Below are 16,728 nucleotides of genomic sequence, written 5' to 3'. Positions count from 1 at the left end.
ATAGTGTGGAACGATTTCTTCACGGGCCTGATCTTCCTCAACGGCTCCGACGCCGTCACACTGCCTGTAGTGATCTATAACTTTGTGGGTGAAAGCGTTTCCCAGTGGAACGTCATCTTCGCCGCCATCATCATTTCGATGATCCCCATCCTTGCCTTCTTCCTCGTCGCACAAAAGCAGTTCATTCAGGGACTCACCGGCGGCGTGAAATTTTGACAGGGATTGGAACGACCAGCTGCATCCCCGACGGTGGGGCAACGGTCGTGAGCGGCAACGGAAAACCGGCCGCGGCCTCGACACCTGCACGCCATTTCTTCACGTATACGCCGTACTGTCCTCAGGGACGGTGGTGACTCCCCCAATGACAACCGCATAGTCACTACCAATTACAGAGCGGACAGTGAGAACTGGGCAAGAACGGGCTGCGGTCCCGGGGCCTTCGGCTGCGAGCGAGGCAGAGGCGTCCTCTGCCTCGCCCCTTTCTACCCGCTAGCATCAGCCACATGCAAAATTTGAGCACTTCTATGATCCTCGCGGAGGTCCTCCTCACGGTCGCTTTGATGTTTTCCACGGACGCCACAGCGAGGCAGTCAGGTTGAAACGCCGCGAAATCTGGGGGAGCGCCCTCATTGTCGCCGCGTCCTTATGCGCTTGGGCGGACACAGCAATCAATGAAGCGTTCTGGGCCGCCGCCAGACAAGGCCTGCTGCTCTACGCCGGCATCCCTGGCGACGCCATTGCCGCCTGGTTCCGGATCGCAGCCCTCTTCTTGGCAGCCTCGGGTTTGCTGCTCCTGCTGCCGGCACTGATAGGACGCGTACCGCGGAACGTGCCACGACGCGTCATCGGTTGGACCACAACGGTGGTCGCGGCAGCAGCGTCGCCTTTCATTGGCATCATCCTCCTCTTCACGCTTCTAAGCGCCTTTGGCATCGGGGACACCGCTAAAATCACTGCGGCGGACGGGCAGTCCGTGCTTATCACCCAGGATGGTTTCGACGGCGACATCGTCGAAATCTACACAGAGCATGACGGGCTCCACTACAAGCAGGTCCGCAGAGCATCCGAAATCTCCACATGGCCCCGGGTGAAAGACCAAAACTGTCGGCTCAACACTGCCGACAACAAGCTGCAGCTCCTGTGCGGGGATAAAACCGTGGCGGTTGAGCCGAATGATCCGAACCGGTGACGACAACGTCTAATGCCAGGAGCCGCTGGACCAGGACTATCGCCTGGATCCTGCTCGTCCTCGCCTCGCTGATCCTGATCGCCTATGGGATCGTGCGTGGCGGTTGGCACATCTGGCTCCCGGCTCCTGCCGAAATGGAGGAGTCTTCGATTGGTCGGCCGCCACGTCCATGCCGGCTGTGCGCTGTCCTTCGCCGCCGCGGCCGGGTCGAATCTCCGGGGCCATCAGGTTTGGGTGACCATCTGCGCCGGGCTGCCAGGGGCTCTCGTTTGCTGGGCGGCGCTGGACGACCCCTACGGGCTGACACACCACCGAGCCGCAGTTATCGCCATCCCATTGGCCCTGGCCGGCATCGCCCAGGTCCTCCGGGTCCGCGGCCGACGGCAGCGGAAACTAGATACCTTGGCCTGAGATGTCTGCGACAGCTGTTCTGACTCGCCCTACTCAAAGGATGATGATGGACCTTCCGTAAAGCTGCAAAGGCGTTGCACTGTCAGGTTGGGGTGTAAATCCTTCGACGACGAAGGTGCATCCTATTGTTCAGATTGGGAACGCTCTGAACGCAGCAGCGGTTGACCGCCCCACTGCCCCTGTTGCTAACAAACGCCAGAGTGCCTTCATTCGGTGCCGGAGGTGCTGTGTCGGGTGTGCTCACTGTGCCGCTGGCGAAACGGGTTGTCCCCTCGTCCTGACGCGACCAGGTCGCCCTGGGCAGGCTCACCAGCCTGCGCCTGTCGAGCCGCCACTCCAAAACGCACAGCCCAAAGGGCTCACCCTAGATCGCGCCTGCGCATGCCGAGGTTGCCTACGAGCAGCAGCGCGAGGCCAGCCGCGCCCATGACCCACACTCCCATTCCCGGCTCTACGTCAGGCAGTTGGGGCACGTGGGCGAAAGGTGATACATCGGTCACCCCTTCCTCCAGCTGCAAAGCGGGGCCGAGCATATCGATCACCACACAGGCAGCCAGGACAGCCCACGCCGCAACGAAGAACCGCGGCAGTGCACCGAGGAGCGCCACTGCGATCGCCGCCACGAGCCACACCGCTGGTAGATGCCACAGGCCTGAGCGCAAAACGCGCCCCACCCAGTCGGCGTCGTCGGTCACGGCCGCGAAGGTCCCGCCGAGCGCCGCCGTGCCGACCGCGAGGACGACCGCCGAGCCGAGGAGGCTCGGAAACACGCCCGACAGCAGCCAGCGGGTGCGGCTTACGGATGCCGCAAGGGTAAGGTCGCCGAGCCCGTTGCGTTCCGTGCTGCGCACACGCTGGAGTGCGGAGACCGCGTACCCCGTGGCGAGGAGCGCGATCAGCAGCAGGACGAGACGGAGGTAGCCCTCCGTCGCCTCAGTCCGGCCGGTGCCCAGCAGCAGAGCGATCTCGGGGGTCGCCGCGAACACCTTGGTGACCTCTTCGCCGGCCACGCCAAACACGGAGCCAACGAACAGTCCCCCGAGTGCCCACCCCACCACGGCAGGTGTCGCCACCCGCACCGTCGCCGTCAGGAGGCCGACGAGCGACGCACCCGCGGCAGGGCGCCCCGGTCCGCGCGTGAGCAGCGCCGCGCCGAGATCGCGCCTGTTGCGCACCGCCATCGCCACAGCGACCAGCAGCAGGCCCGCTCCGGCTGCGATGCCCAGCGGCCAACCGCGCTGGTGGTCCGCAAACGGCGCGGCGTACTGGACCCATCCGAACGGCGACCAGGCCGACAGTTCACCGTCGCCCACATCGCCTGCCGCGCGGACGCCGTACGAGGCAGCGATGACCAGGCCCGATAGCCCGAGCGTCTCTCCAGCCGTGCCGCACACCTGCGCGGCAAGCGCTGTCACACCGACAAAGAACACGCCGATAGCGGCAACTGAGGCTCCGTAGGACCACGCGCCCTCGGCGGGAAGTCCGAGCAGGATCATCCCCGCGGCGCACGTTGCACCGATAAGCGCCGAGGTGGCGATCATGGTGAGCACGGCCGCGGCCAGCGGGGCCAGAGTGCCGGTTGCCGTCGACAGTGTCAACTCGGCCCGACCATGTTCCTCCTCGGAACGGGTCAGCCTTGTCATTCCGAGCACCGCCATCAGTGCTACGGCAACGAGAAGGTACCCACCGACCTCGAACACGACTATCCCGCCGGGGGTGTCGAGTGCGTGCCCGGGCCCGTTGATTGCCTGTAGTGCCGGGCTGGCGTCGTTGATCGCGGCGTACTGTTCACGGTCGGCGACCGTGGGGTACAGCGAGGCCATGCTGTCGACGATCGCGGCGAGGAGCCCTGCGATTCCCACCGTCCATAGCAGGACCTGCCAGCGTTCGAGTCGCGTCGTCAGGCGCAGCTGCCAGGCTGTTCCTGCAAAAGTGGTCATCGTGAGACCGCCGCAGCCGGTTCCTGGAGCTCGTAGTGCTGTAGGAACAGTTCCTCCAGGGTCGGGGGCTGACTGACGAGACTCGTCGGTCCTGCCGCAGTCACCAGCGCCAGCGCAGCAGCGAGACCGGAGGGTCCAACGCTGAACTCGACGTGACGGCCCTGGAGCAGGGGACCGTGGACCCCTTCGATCGAGGCGAGCCCCACCACGTTGTGCTCGGTTGTGGCCACGACCTTCGACACGGTCCGCTCGCGCATCTCGTCGAGGGTTCCGGTGCTGACCGCCTTTCCGTTGCGGATGATGGTGAGGCGGTCACACAGGGCCTCCACCTCCGCGAGGATGTGGCTGGACAGCAGCACGGTGGCGCCCTGGGCCGAAGCCTCCTGCACGAGTTGCTGGAACACCACCTCCATGAGCGGGTCCAGGCCCGACGTCGGCTCGTCTAGCACGAGCAAGTCGCTCGGCGTCGCGAAAGCCGCTACGAGCGCGACCTTCTGCCTGTTGCCTTTCGAATACGCCTTCGCGCGCTTGCGGGGGTCCAGGTCGAGGCGCTCGATGAGCTCGTCGCGGCGTGCGCGCGAGGCACGCGCTCCGCGCATTCGGGTCAGCAGGTCGATGCACTCGCCTCCCGTGAGGGACGGCCACAGCATCACATCGCCGGGCACGTACGCCATCCGCCGGTGGAGCGCCACGGCGTCGCGCCGTGGATCACCGCCGAGCACGGTCGCCGATCCACCCGTCTTTGTCAGAAGGCCGAACAAGATCTTGATGGTCGTCGACTTGCCTGCACCGTTCGGTCCAAGGAAACCGTGCGTCTCACCTGCCTGAACCGTCAGGTCGAGCCCGTCGAGGGCGCGGAAGCGTCCGAACTGCTTCGTCAGTCCTCTGAGGGATATCGCGGCTTCCTCCTCGCTCCCCGCGCTCGTGCGCGCGGCCCGACGGGTGGATGGGGTCTGTGTTGCGTGTGCTATTGAAACTCACCGGCCTCGTATCGTGCCGAGCAAGCCCGGCGTTGCAGTTTTCCGCTTGTGGTGCGGGGGATGGTTCCGGAACGAACCAGGACAATGTCAGTCGGGGTGATCGCGTGCACCGCGGCCACCGCCGCACGCACGGCCAGCGCGGTTCGTGCGTGGTCGAGACCGGCCAGGGACCTGGCTTCAATTTCGGCCACGACAACCAGGCCCTCGGGCCCATCGCCGCGGGTGGGCATCGCTACGACCCCTCCCGCGCGTATCTCTGCGACAGCATCCGATACCGTCGCTTCCACGTCGGCCGGGTAGTGGTTCTTTCCCGCGATGATGATGAGGTCCTTGAGGCGACCGACCAGGAACAGTTCACCCTCGCTGAGGAAGCCGAGGTCGCCTGTCCGCAGCCAGGTACCGGCGTCGGGGCTGTCACGGAGCCTGCCGCCGAAGATCTCTGCGGTCAGCTCGGCCCGCCCGGCGTAGCCGCGGCACACGTTATCGCCTTGGACCCATACCTCTCCGACGATCCCGTCGGACACCGCGGCGAGGGACGCCGGATCGACGATGCGCACGGCTTGATCGACGGGCACCCCGCACGAAACCACTTCCGACACGTCCCCGGCAGGCGCGTCCGCACTCGCCGGGACTGCGACGCCCTCGGCCAGCGGCCCGCGCAAGAGACGCGCAACGCTCAAGGGGCTGCCGTACTGGTGCGCGGTGACCATGAGTGTCGCCTCTGCCAGCCCGTATCCGGGCTGGTGGGCGAGCGGGTCGAAGCCGTGTGGTGCGTAGGCTTCGCTGAATTCTGTCATGGAGGACGCACGGATCGGTTCGGAGCCGTTGCCGAACGCGCGCAGCCCGGACAGGTCCAGGCCTTCCCGCTCGGCCTGCGGCACGCGCCGCACACAAAGATCCACGGCGAAGTTCGGCACAATCGTCAGTGCCGCGCGTGCGTCGCTGAGAGCCTGCAAAAAGCGTGACGGGCGCTGGACAAACGACATCGGGCTCATCGACCAGCAGTGTCCGCCACCCTGCAGCACTGCACAGACGCCGTAGACGAGGCCCATGTCGTGGAAGTAGGGCAGCCAGCTCACCATCGGCCCCTCGGCCATCGGCAGCGACTCGCGCAACTGTGTCATGGCCGCCGCGAGATTGCGCGCGGTAACCTGCACCCCGGCGGGACTGCGGGTCGAACCGGACGTGTACTGCAAGTAGGCAGTCCCGTCCCCGCGCACCGGGGTGAACGCCGCAGGGAACCCATCAGCGGGCGGTCCGCTACCGTCCGCGAGAAGCACACGGACGCCGGTGCCCGCCACCAGTTCATCAACGTCGGCTGCCGCGTCCTCTGCCGTGATCACCGCTGTAGGACGGGCATCTGCGAGCACCGCCACGAGCCGTTCGTCGGAGCGGCGGGCATCCGGGGCGTACAAAGGCACTGCAACGCGACCGGCGTAAAGGCAACCGAGGAACGCCTCGATGTAGTCAAGGCTCTGCCCCAGCATCAACGCAACGCGGTCCCCGGGAGCCGTGAGCGGGGCGAGGCGAGCAGCCCAGGCCCGCGCGGACCGGTCCAGATCGGCGTAGCTGAGGGTCTGCTCGCTGCGCTGGCGGCCACTGTAGGTCAGGAAGGTGAGTGCCGGGCGCGCTCCGTCTTCGGCGGCCCAGTGCGCCACGGCATCGGAGAGCTCGGACTGCCGGCATGGGAGATCGGTCTGGACGCTCATGCCACGTTCTCCGCTCGTGCGGGCACGCGACGGCTCACTGTTGCGTGCACTGTCCCACGCGGGCGCAGGTTGATCAGCAGCTGCGCCTCGATGGGCCCGTCGTCGACAATGTCGAAACGCAGGCGGCGGGCGAGGACTGCAGTGAAGACCTGCCCCTCGGTCAGCGCGAGCGTCGATCCGATGCATACGTGCCTGCCGGCCCCGAACGGTAGGTAGCCGAATCCGTTGCGCTCAGCCGGCGCGGCTGATGGCCTGCCGTTGTGGTCGAATCCGGCGAGGAAACGCGCCGGATCGAATCGCTCCGGGTCCGGATACAGCGCCGGATCGCGGTGCATTGAATACGTGGAGATGAACACGATCGTGCCCTTGCGGATGCGGTATCCGCCGACAGTCGTGTCGCGCACGGCTGCGCGCATCAGCGACGCGGCGGGCGGATACAGACGCATCGCTTCCTTGAACGCCGCCATCGCCAGCGGCAGTTGGACCAGGTCCTCACCGGTCGGAAGCCGGTCGCCGAGCACGCGGTCCGCCTCCGCGGCAACAGCGTCGCGCACCTCAGGGTGCTTGGCCAGCAACGCTGCAGTCCAGAACTGGGCGTCAGCGGACGTCTCGTGTGCCGCCCCCCACAGGGTGATCAGCTCGTCCAGCAACTGTTCGTCTGACATTGCGCTGCCGTCGTCGTAGCGGGCCTGCAGCAGGGCGTCGAGCAGGTCGGCGTGCTCCCCGCTCTCGGTCCGGCGAGCGTCGACAATCGCCTGGATGCGGCTGCGAACCCAGCCCAGGTCGCTATTCATCTGCCGGTTGGACGGTGTCGGGACGCCCAGCGGGATCGGCACCACGGCGAACAGTGCCCGCATCTCCCACTCAAACACGCGGGTGACGGCGGCGGCGAGTTCCGCCTCTTCCTGCAGTGACCTGCTCCACAGGAGATGGCCGATCACGTCGCGCGTGATGGCACCCATGACCGCGAGCAGGTCTACCTCGCTGCCGTCTTCGAGGCGGTCGGCGTGGCGCTGTGCCTCGCGGGCGAATATGTCTACGTAGTTCGAAATCCGTCGCGCTTGGAAGTGCGGTACGAGGAGCTTGCGCTGGACCTTGTGCAGGTCGCCCTCCGCGATCAGCAGTCCGTTCCGCAGCGCAGGGGTGAAGGCTCGACGCTGGATGTCGCCCTTGTCGAAGTCGTCAGCCCGCGAGACCAGCACCTCACGGACGGCCTCGGGGCCAGACACCACGATGGCAGGCTGCGGGCCGAGGCGGAAGGCCGCCACGGGACCGTGCTCACGGGCGAGCGACTCGAACAGGTGAAGGGGATCGCGGCGCATCGCCGGGAGCGCGCCGAGCGGACTGCGCGTGCGCAGCTGCGGCGGCGGGGCTGCCAAGGTCTCGACGGTCATAGGGCGTCCTTTCGGGCGTCGTGCAGGCTGACGGTTTCGGTGAAGGGGTTCTCGCCTGGGAGGGGGCGGGGTGCGCGCCACAAGCCGATGACGGCCGCGACCAGGCCGGGGCTCTCGGTGAGGCGGTACGCGGAGTCCGGCGGCAGCACGGCCACGAGCCGGGCATGCGCCTTGCCGAACGAGTGGTAGGGCAGCGACGGGACCAGGTGATGGAGCGCGTGCAGCCGCAAACCGATTGGTCCCCAGAAGAATCCCGCTATGCGCGATGACGGGTAGTTGATGGTGTCGATCATTTGCAGCACGATGTTCGCGTCCGAGTCGTTGCCCAGGTACCGGTGGGCGCCCAGCAGGCGCATGGTGTTGAGCGAGACGACGCCGACGAACAGCAGGTACCAGCACAGGAGCAGCAGGACCGGGAGGTGTCCGAGAACGATGAGGACGCCGACCGTCCACACGAGCGCGAAGCAGGCGAGTTCCTGCAGGAACCACGAGAGCCGCTGCGACTTCTTCGGCGGATGCCCTCGGTACTCCAGATCGATCTTGATTGTTGACGCGCGGGCGTAGACCCGCTCCCGGGTGCCCGGCACCAGCCATGACACCGGTGCCAGGATGCCGAAGCGGATGGGTCCGAACAGCGGCAGCGCAACTGCTGCGACGGCCACCTTGACCATCTCCCGCCGTGACAGCCGTGCGAAAGGCAAGTACTCGGCGTCGAACGCGGTGCCATAGAGGCGTTTGCTGTGGTGCTCGGCGTGTCCCTCGTACATGAAGTACGGGATGAGCAGCCAGAACCCGATCAACGTGTTCCATCCGCGACCAAACGAGCGGGTGTGCGCTTTGCTGCGGAAGTGCACCAGTTCGTGGATAAACAGCGCCCCGCGATAGAGCGCGAGCACCGAGATGACCAGGCCGATGATGCCGAGCCAGTGCACCGGTGTGAAGACGACGGCCAGAGCGAAACCCGACCAGCCGATAACCGCCGAGATGATCAGGTCTGTCCAGTAGACCGACATGCGCGGACGGAGGAGGTCCTTGACCGTCGCGTACGCGAGCTGGGCGTCGAAGACCTGTGCGGCCTTCCAGCGATCGCCGTAGGTCGTCATCGGGCAGGCTCCGCATCCTTTGCCTCACGGGAGTCGATACCCGCCAGGCGAAACCCGTGGCGGTCGGCGAGCAGGCCCAGGCGGTCGAGCGCTTTCTGCGAGAGCGCCTCGCCCTGGCTGGCCAGCGATTGCCAGTCCTCGACGCCGGATTCCTTCGCTAGCGCGAGCAGCATGGTTTCTGCCATGCAGGCGTAGGTGATGCCGGTGGGCAGGCCGTACCGAAGGTCGAAGTCCGACCCTGCCGGCACCGTCACCATCCCGCCCGCGAACGTTGCGAGGTCGGGTCGATCGCGGGGCAGAGTCGCCGGGAGGTTCCGCGGCTGAGCGACGTCACACACGATGGCATCGGCGAGGAAGTCGTCGGCACCGAGCAGGGCGTGCGGCGTTGAGCTGGCCGTGATGACGATGTTGGCCCGACGTGCCGCCGCGGGCGCGTTGTCACCGGTTTCGACGGCCGTGTTGGTCCACGCTTCGCCGACACGCGGAAGGGGATCTCCCAGTACCGTGCGGACGGCGTCGACGGCGTCGGTCAGGCGCGCGCTGCGGCTGCCCGGGCGCCCGATGAGGAGCAGACGGCCCACACGACCGGCTAGGGCAACCGCGATTGCCCGCCCGATTGCTCCACCGGCGCCGACGATCGCGACCGTGGAATCCGGAAGCGTAACGCCGCGGTCCGCCGCCGCGGCGAGCACGGCGCGCACGCTCGCCGCGGCAGTGAATGCGTTTCCTGTCGTCACCGGTACAGGCTGGTCGCGGAGGCCTACTGCATTGCTCGTGACGATGGACGTGTACGCCCCGAGTCCAACGATCTCGGCGCCGCGCTCGGTAGCGAGTTCGACTGCGTCGCTGATCACCGCACAGGCGCGCTCGGTCGGAAGCGATAACAGCTGCTCGGCGGTGTAAGGAACGCCGATGAGCTCGCCGTGCACGATAGTGTCCGCGCCCACGGTGCCACTGCCGACCAAGAAGGGTGCGGGGTTCAGCAGCGAGGAGGCGCGATCGAAACGCTCCAGCAGTTCGATGTGCTGCGCATCGGTAAATCTCTCAAGGGAGGGGTCGAAGTCGGCCAAACTTCCCGGATCGAGCGGGTGCACCACGAAGGCGAAGCGAGTGCGTCCTGGTTCGGGGGTCCGCGACGGAGTGCGGGCGGCAATTCCGGATGCGCGCCTGTCGACCGGCCCTCCGGGAGGGGACCCCAGCAGGTGGCCGAGCAGCGCGGCCGTGTCGCCTGCGGCGACGATGGCGACAGCGCGCTCCATCCCCGCCAGCAGCACGTCGCATTCGTCGGCCGTGACGGTGAGAGGGGGCTCGACCCGCAGCACGGTGTTGCCGAACAGCGTGGGGGCCAGGCGCAAGCCCTCCACTTCGAGCAGGTAGCTGCACACCGCCATGGCAAGATTGCCGCCTTCGGCCAACGAGCCGAGCAGACCCTGATCACCGGTGAGGTCGAGGTTGCCCGACAGCTCCACGCCGAGCAGCAGTCCGCGTCCGCGGACGTCGGTGACGACGGCAGGGTACCGCCGTGCGATGTCTCGCAGGCCGGCCAGCAGTTGTGCGCTGCGCTGGGCGACTCCCGTCAGCAGCTGCGGCTGCGCCAGCCGATCCAGCACCGCCAGGCCGACGCGGCAGGCGAGGGTGCCTCCGGCGAAGGTCGAGGTGTGTCTCAGGGCGAACGATTCGGAATGCACGGCGGAACGGCTCAGCACCGCGCCGATTGGCAGCAGGCCGCCACCGAGCGCCTTGGCGACCGTGACGATGTCGGGCGACGCCTCTTCTTCCGAGGCGAACAGGGATCCCGTGCGGCCGAGGCCGGTCTGCACTTCATCGACGATGAGCAGTGCGCCGTGCTCGTCGCACAGCTTCCGCAGTCCTCGGAGGTAGCCCGGTGCCGGTACGATCACGCCGCCCTCGCCTTGAATCGGCTCGACGATCACGGCGGCGAAGTGCCCCGGCGCCGCGGACAGCGCGTCCCGGACCGCATCGAGGTTATCGAAGGGCACCCACGCGAAACCGTCGGCAGGTGCGCCGAAGTCCGATTGATAATCGGGGCGTCCGGTCGCGGAAAGAGCACCGAGCGTCTTGCCGTGGAAGCCCCCGTGGGTGGCGAGGATGCCAAGGCGTCCTGTTGCCGACCGGGCGAGCTTCAGCGCGGCTTCTACCGACTCCGCGCCACTGTTGGCGAAGGTGACGCGATCCAGACCCGATGGTGCGATCGCGACCAGTCGAGCGGCCAGTTCACCTGCCGCCTCCATCACAGACGGCTGGATGAATCCGGGGGGTGCCTCCACCGGCACCTGTGCGACAGCGGCCCACATGGCCGGATCATTGTGACCGAACGGCAACGCGCCGTACGCGCCGGCGAAATCGAGGCATACCTTGCCGTTAGCGTCTGTCAGTCGCAGCCCCTCCCCGCGCCGGTACGAGCGGTCCAGGTTCAGCGCTCCCAGGATGCGGCTCAGCTCCGGCGCGACATGCCGCCGGTAGCCCTCCGCTCCGGTAATCGGCTCGGCGATGAAAGGTGCGGAGGCCTCGCGAGCCGCGAGCTTGCGGCGTACCAGTTCGGCCAGTGCGGCGCGGTCGACGGTGTCCAGCGGCAAGGCGGACGCGCCTGGGGGGAGGTCAATGGACATCGGGGGCTCCTAGGCGGGTGGTGTCATCGGGTGTGGGCGGTGCGGTGGTCTCCAGCGCTGCCAGCAGGTCCACGAGCTCCGCATCCGTGAGCGCGTCCAGCGGATCCTCGGTGCTCACCGCTTCGACATTGGCAGCCGCCGCAGCGATCCGGTCGGGAGCCAATGCGAGTCCGAGCGCGCGTGGCGTTGGTCCGTCCAGCAACAGCGGCAGCGGGATGGTGATGCCGAACCGTTGTTCGACGGCATTGCGGAGGGTGACCACGGCTAATGATTCAAGCTCCCATTCACCCAGCGGCACGTCGGGGGAGACGGCGGGCTGATCATCCAGCGCGGTTGAGACGAGTTCACAGACGTGTGCGGTGATCTCTGATGCCGCAGGCCCCACCTTTTCCGCCGGGTAACCGGGGGATGGGCAGTGGTCGACCTGTGCGGTCGCCGGACGGGAGCCGGGCGCGATCGCTGCACTGCTCGATGCCTCGCGCCAGAAGCGTCGCCGCTGCCAGGCGTAAGGTACGGGCTCCGCCCAGCCGTCGGTCGCGGGCGGCGCGAGAGCTTTGAGATCGAGATCGAGGCCGTGCCGGAATAAGCCGGCGGCGAGTGCGCCGAGAGTGTGCTGCAGGGGTGTCCGCCGACGCGCGGCGGCGAGCACCAATACCGGCTCGGCCGGCAGCACCTCCGCGGCAACGGCCTCGATGTCATGCTGGAGCACCGGGTGCGGGGCGATCTCAACTACACAACGGCTGCCTGTTTCGGTAAGGGCGGCTGTTAGTGCTGCGAGGAATTGCACCGGTTCGCGGACGTTGCGCCACCAGTAATCGGGCTCCCGTTCGAGGTCCAGCCGGGCAGCCGTTACGGTGGAGAACTGCGGCACGCCGCCGGCGAGGGCCGATGGAGATATGGTGCGCTCGGACCGCGCCACGGCGTCCAGGAGCGGACTGTGGAAGCCGTAGGTGACGGCGATTTCGCGTACCGGGATGCCTTCGGCCACCAGCTCGACGGCGAGAGCCGTGACGTCCTCCGCCGCGCCACTGAGCACTGTGGAGCGCGGTCCGTTAATGGCTGCGACCCCGACCGCTTCGGTGGTTTGGAGCCGCGCGGCCAGCTCGGCGGCTGGCAGTGCCACCGATACCATGCGGCCGCCCTCCGCCGCGGACTCGATCCAGCGGCCGCGCTGGGCGAGAATCGCGAACGCCTCGGCGCTGGTGAGCGCACCGGCGACGACTGCGGCCGTGACTTCGCCCATACTGTGCCCTATTACCGCAGCGGGTCGGTGCTGCCACGACATCAGCAGCTCGCTGAGGGCCAGCTGCACCGCCGCGATAGTCACCTGATCGTGCGTCGTGGTTCCGGTGTCGACGGCGGCGAGGCGCTCCCGCAGCGACCATCCGGTGGCGGCCGTGACCTCGTGCTCCCAGCGATCCCACGACGCCTGAAGCCGGGGCACCCTTCGGAGTTCATCGGCCATCCCCTGCCAGTTGGAACCTTGTCCGCTGAACACCCAGACGGCGCCTGCGCGGGCTGATGCCGAGACCCGGCCCCCGCCGAGGCCACCAGCCTGGACCTGAACTGCCTCCGCGAGTTCGTCGGGAGATGACGCCGACCATGCGTACCGATGCCGCTGCGGGGTCATCCCGCGCGTCGTGCGGGAGAGGATCCCGGCGCGGTGGGCCCCCGGGTCTGCGAGGCGCAGGCGAGCGGACTCCCGGCGAGCACTCAGGCTCTCGGCATCAGCGGCCGACAGCGCGAGCACGTGCACCGCGGATGGGTCATCGGCGTTGATAGTGGCGTGGCGCGTCCCCGGCCCCAGCACGACATGTGCGTTGGATCCGCCGAATCCGAAAGAGCTCACTGCGACGAGGCCGTCCGCGCGAAGCGTGTCCCCGTGCCGTGCGACCGCGAGGGAGCCGTCGGCGAGATTGAGTGCTGGGTTGGCGTTCTCGAACCCGACCTGACCAGGGACCTCGCCGTGCTGCAACGAGAGGATGGCGGCGGCGAGTCCGGCGAGTCCGGCCGCGGCCTCCAGGTGGCCGAGAGTGCCCTTCACGGATCCGATGAGCAGCGGTGTGTCGCGTTCGCCGTAGACCGCGGCGATCGCCTTGGTCTCGATGGGATCACCTAGGATCGTGCCGGTTCCGTGGGCTTCGAGATAGTCGACCTGACTGGCCGACACCCGGGCGTCCGCTAGTGCTGAGCGCAGGAGCCGCGTCTGCGCCGCTGCGCTCGGCGCCGTCATACCGTTTGTGCGGCCGTCGTGGTTGACGGCGCTGCCCAGGATCTTCGCCCGGCTGGGACGGCGGCTGGGACGGCGGCCGGGACGGTCAAGTTCGAGCAGCAGTGTCACGGCGCCCTCGCCGCGGATGATCCCGTCGGCGGCGGCGTCGAAAGGACGGCACACAGCGGTGGGGGAGAAGGGCAGCGACGATGCCGTCATCGACCGGTAGGTCTCGTCGAAGCCCAGCGCGACGGCCGTCACGAGGGCGAACTCGCATTCGCCGCGGCGCAGCGCACCGACGGCAAGGTGAAGCGCCGTCAGAGAAGAGGAGCAGGCGGTATCGACGGTGAGCGACGGGCCATGCACGTCCAACAGGTAGGAAAGACGGTTGGCGAGCATCGAATGCGCGGTGCCTGTTCCAGCGTACCCACTGAAGGGTGCCCCGCCGCGTGCTTGTGTAAAGAGCCAGTCCTGGGCGTACGCCCCGGCGAAAACGCCGACCGAGCGGCCGCGCAGACCGTGCCAGCCGATCTCACCATCAGCGAGGCTGTCCCATGTGGCCTCGAGCACTAGCCGCTGCTGCGGGTCGATGTCCGTCGCCTCGGCGCGGCCGATCCCGAAGGGCGCCGGGTCGAACTGGTCGATGCCATGGCGGAGGCCGCCGGGCTCGCCGTTGCGCGCGGGCGCCGCGACGCGGCGCCCCTCCACGCCGGAGATTACTCTGCCCGAGACCGATTGCCCGGCCGTGAGTGTCTTCCACAGCTGAGCGGGCTCGTCGATGTCAGGTGCGAGGCGGATACCCAGCCCTGCGATGGAGACATCGCCCGCGTCCGACCTCGTCATGTGGACACGGCGAAGTCGGCGAGCTCAGCGATCGTGGGGTGGTCGTAGACGACGGTGGGATCCACCGCGCGACCGAGGCGATCCTCGAGATCCCCCGCGAGTTCGACGGCCTGCAGCGACGAAAGGCCCAGCTCTGCCAAGGGAAGGTCAGCATCAAGATCGGCGGGGTCGACTTCGAGCATCCCGGCGACTCGCATCGTGAGCCAAGCAACCTGTGCGGCGTGGGATGTAGTGGTGCTCATGCGGCCTCCTGGGCGGTGAGTTCTTCGATCGCGTAATCAATGGGCGTGTGCGGGACGCCGAGCACCCGGCGGGCGCGCGACCCGTCGTAGGTGACCCGCCATGCGAGGAACGGCAAATTGTCCGGGTGCAGGAGCCCGCTCGCTGATGGCCCGGTCACGCCTCCCACCGCACAAGCTGCCGTTAGCAGCGGTGCGGGCACTGTGCCCCGCGGGCCGCGAACTTCTACGCGGGCGGCGATACGGCGGATCAGGTCGTAGTGCGAGAGGTTCTCGTCGACGAGCAGGAACCGTTCGGCGGTCGTCCCGCCGGCCCCCTCGATGGCGGCACGAACACCTGCGACAAGCGTCTGCCGTGACACGAATCCGAATCCTCCCGGAGGGGCGAGCGGGAAGGCGCCGCGGCGCACCGCGATGGCCATGCCCGACCACGTGTTGGCGGCGGCTCCGCCGGTCGCGAGGACGGCGCCGGGGTTCAAAATTACGGCCGACAGTCCGCGCGCCGCCTCTTCGAGGACAGCCCGCTCTCCCGCGCGTTTTGACCGGGGGTAGGGATGGCGGGGAAGATCGGCCGTGCAGGTCTCGTCGATGAGGCGATCGCGCACGAGTCCGACCGCACTTGCCGACGACATGTGCACCATGTGCGCGCCATGGCGACGAGCGGATGCCGCGACGACCCGCGTGCCCTCGACGTTGATGCTCCGCATCCGGACGCCGTCGGTCGCGCTGAGGCCGGCGGCCCCTGCGATGTGCACGACGGCGCGGCACCCTTTCATCGCCCGCTCGATCGCACGGTCATCGCGTACGTCTCCGGCGACGATCTCTGTCCCTGGGCGGTGCGTCATGTCAGCGGATTCCGCGTGGACGAGGAGACGGACGGGCTCTGCGTTGGCGCTCAATTCAGACAGCACGTGTCCGCCCAGGCAGCCCGTGCCTCCGGTTACGAGGATCATGCGTCAGCGTCCTGCCGCAGCGGCCGGTCGTACAGAGCCCACCGTCGCGTCGGGCCGGTGCCGGCGAAGCGTGAGAGCAGTCCGTGCATTGCGGAGTTGGTGCCGTGCACCCACGTCGTGTGGACCGATCCGTAGCCGTTTTGCTCGACCGCTCGAAGTGTATCGGCGAACAGCACCGGCGCGATGCCCATGGGGCTGCCGGGCACCACTCCCAGCAGCAGCACGACCACGCCCGAGACCCGCGACAGTCGGCCGCGCAGCCGAGCCATTTCGATCGGCGAGATTCTGCCCTGCCAGACCGCCAAGAGCTCATTGAGGTCCGGGATCGTGAGGGAGAACCCGACTGGCTCACCGCGCCGCTCGACGAAGCGCACGAGGTCCAGGTCGAGGAGGGGGCGGAGTTGCCCGAACATGTCATCGAAGACGTCGTCGGGGTAGGGCAGCACCTCGGCGCTCGTCGCGAACGACGAGGCGAACATGTCCCGGATGAGCCTGGCATCGCGGTCGATGCGCCGCCGGTTCATGGGTCGTGAGACAAGGCCGAGAGCTTGGGAGATCCGCTCGGCGCGATCGAGCACCTCCGTTCGGACGGCAGTGCGCTGGGAGGCGGAGATCTCGTAGCCGCGCATCTCATCACGGGGGGTGAAACCGCACTCTGCCAGCCGGTCGGCGACCTCAGCCGGGTTCCACGTCTGAAAAATTGCTGTCGGGCGGTCGTGCTCCTCGAGCAGCACCCCGAACTGGTCGCCGCTCCAGTAGTTGTAGGGGCCCGTCAGTGTGGTCGCGCCGTGACGGGTAACCTCGTTTGCTGCGGCGTCCAGCAGTGCCGCGTAGACCTCCGGATCGTCGACGGCGTCGAGGAACCCGAAGAACCCCGCAGAGGCTCCGTGCCGTTCGTTGTAGGCCGGATGCACGGTGGTGCTCACCCTGCCCACGTCGACGCCGTCGCGTACCGCGAGGAGATGGGAGATGTGAGCGTGTCGGTGAAATGGGTTGCGCCGCGGATTCATCGCCGCGAGCGTGGTGGAGCGCAGTGCGGGAACAAATCCGGGCTTGTTCGCATGCAGGCGCTCGGGCAGGAGGGCCCAACGACGGGTCTCGGCGGCGGTGGTCACCGCACAGATC

Annotated in this window: 12 protein-coding genes and 1 pseudogene; 3 read left to right on the top strand and 10 right to left on the bottom strand. The window is 67.6% G+C overall.

Annotated features, from left to right (window positions below; genetic code table 11):
* The 3 genes and pseudogenes from ACFVYC_RS13680 to ACFVYC_RS13670 form a co-directional block, all read left to right on the top strand.
* Nucleotides 1–216, top strand: a pseudogene (locus tag ACFVYC_RS13680) (carbohydrate ABC transporter permease); the annotation flags it as partial.
* Between the two features lie 379 nt (nt 217–595).
* Nucleotides 596–1,189 (top strand): hypothetical protein, encoded by a 594-nt coding sequence (locus tag ACFVYC_RS13675; protein WP_387550795.1) that lies wholly within the window; start codon nt 596–598, stop codon nt 1,187–1,189.
* A gap of 150 nt (nt 1,190–1,339) precedes the next feature.
* The gene (locus tag ACFVYC_RS13670) at nt 1,340–1,600 is read left to right on the top strand and encodes a hypothetical protein (protein WP_387550792.1); all 261 of its coding nucleotides are present in this window, start codon (nt 1,340–1,342) and stop codon (nt 1,598–1,600) included.
* A 359-nt stretch (nt 1,601–1,959) separates the two neighbouring features.
* On the opposite strand, the gene ACFVYC_RS13665 is transcribed toward ACFVYC_RS13670, so the two are convergent.
* The 10 genes from ACFVYC_RS13665 to ACFVYC_RS13620 form a co-directional block, all read right to left on the bottom strand.
* Nucleotides 1,960–3,540 carry an ABC transporter permease gene (locus ACFVYC_RS13665; RefSeq protein WP_387550789.1) on the bottom strand — a complete coding sequence of 527 codons (1,581 nt, stop codon included), beginning with the start codon at nt 3,538–3,540 and terminating at the stop codon, nt 1,960–1,962.
* A complete protein-coding gene (locus ACFVYC_RS13660; RefSeq protein WP_387550816.1) occupies nt 3,537–4,436 on the bottom strand; it encodes an ABC transporter ATP-binding protein in 900 nt (299 codons plus the stop codon). Before ACFVYC_RS13660 ends, ACFVYC_RS13665 begins: the two co-directional genes overlap by 4 nt.
* Before the next feature lie 71 nt (nt 4,437–4,507).
* Complete coding sequence (locus ACFVYC_RS13655; RefSeq protein ID WP_387550786.1) at nt 4,508–6,229, bottom strand: fatty acyl-AMP ligase; 1,722 nt, start codon at nt 6,227–6,229, stop codon at nt 4,508–4,510.
* Nucleotides 6,226–7,623 (bottom strand): cytochrome P450, encoded by a 1,398-nt coding sequence (locus ACFVYC_RS13650; RefSeq protein ID WP_387550783.1) that lies wholly within the window; start codon nt 7,621–7,623, stop codon nt 6,226–6,228. The genes ACFVYC_RS13655 and ACFVYC_RS13650 overlap by 4 nt, the downstream gene beginning before the upstream one ends.
* Nucleotides 7,620–8,726, bottom strand: coding sequence for a fatty acid desaturase (locus ACFVYC_RS13645; protein ID WP_387550780.1), 1,107 nt, complete (start codon nt 8,724–8,726; stop codon nt 7,620–7,622). The genes ACFVYC_RS13650 and ACFVYC_RS13645 overlap by 4 nt, the downstream gene beginning before the upstream one ends.
* Nucleotides 8,723–11,356, bottom strand: a complete 2,634-nt coding sequence (locus ACFVYC_RS13640; RefSeq protein ID WP_387550777.1) for an aminotransferase class III-fold pyridoxal phosphate-dependent enzyme — start codon at nt 11,354–11,356, stop codon at nt 8,723–8,725. Before ACFVYC_RS13640 ends, ACFVYC_RS13645 begins: the two co-directional genes overlap by 4 nt.
* Entirely contained in the window at nt 11,346–14,411 is a 3,066-nt protein-coding gene (locus ACFVYC_RS13635) for a type I polyketide synthase (RefSeq protein ID WP_387550774.1), read from the bottom strand. Before ACFVYC_RS13635 ends, ACFVYC_RS13640 begins: the two co-directional genes overlap by 11 nt.
* Nucleotides 14,408–14,653 carry an acyl carrier protein gene (locus ACFVYC_RS13630; RefSeq protein WP_387550771.1) on the bottom strand — a complete coding sequence of 82 codons (246 nt, stop codon included), beginning with the start codon at nt 14,651–14,653 and terminating at the stop codon, nt 14,408–14,410. Before ACFVYC_RS13630 ends, ACFVYC_RS13635 begins: the two co-directional genes overlap by 4 nt.
* A complete protein-coding gene (locus ACFVYC_RS13625) occupies nt 14,650–15,603 on the bottom strand; it encodes an NAD-dependent epimerase/dehydratase family protein (protein ID WP_387550768.1) in 954 nt (317 codons plus the stop codon). The genes ACFVYC_RS13630 and ACFVYC_RS13625 overlap by 4 nt, the downstream gene beginning before the upstream one ends.
* Nucleotides 15,600–16,718 carry a hypothetical protein gene (locus ACFVYC_RS13620; RefSeq protein WP_387550765.1) on the bottom strand — a complete coding sequence of 373 codons (1,119 nt, stop codon included), beginning with the start codon at nt 16,716–16,718 and terminating at the stop codon, nt 15,600–15,602. Before ACFVYC_RS13620 ends, ACFVYC_RS13625 begins: the two co-directional genes overlap by 4 nt.
* Nucleotides 16,719–16,728 lie beyond the last annotated feature (10 nt).

This window comes from Pseudarthrobacter sp. NPDC058329, assembly GCF_042879835.1.
Classification (GTDB): Bacteria; Actinomycetota; Actinomycetes; order Actinomycetales; family Micrococcaceae; genus Arthrobacter.
This window is presented reverse-complemented; position numbering and strand designations above follow the sequence as displayed.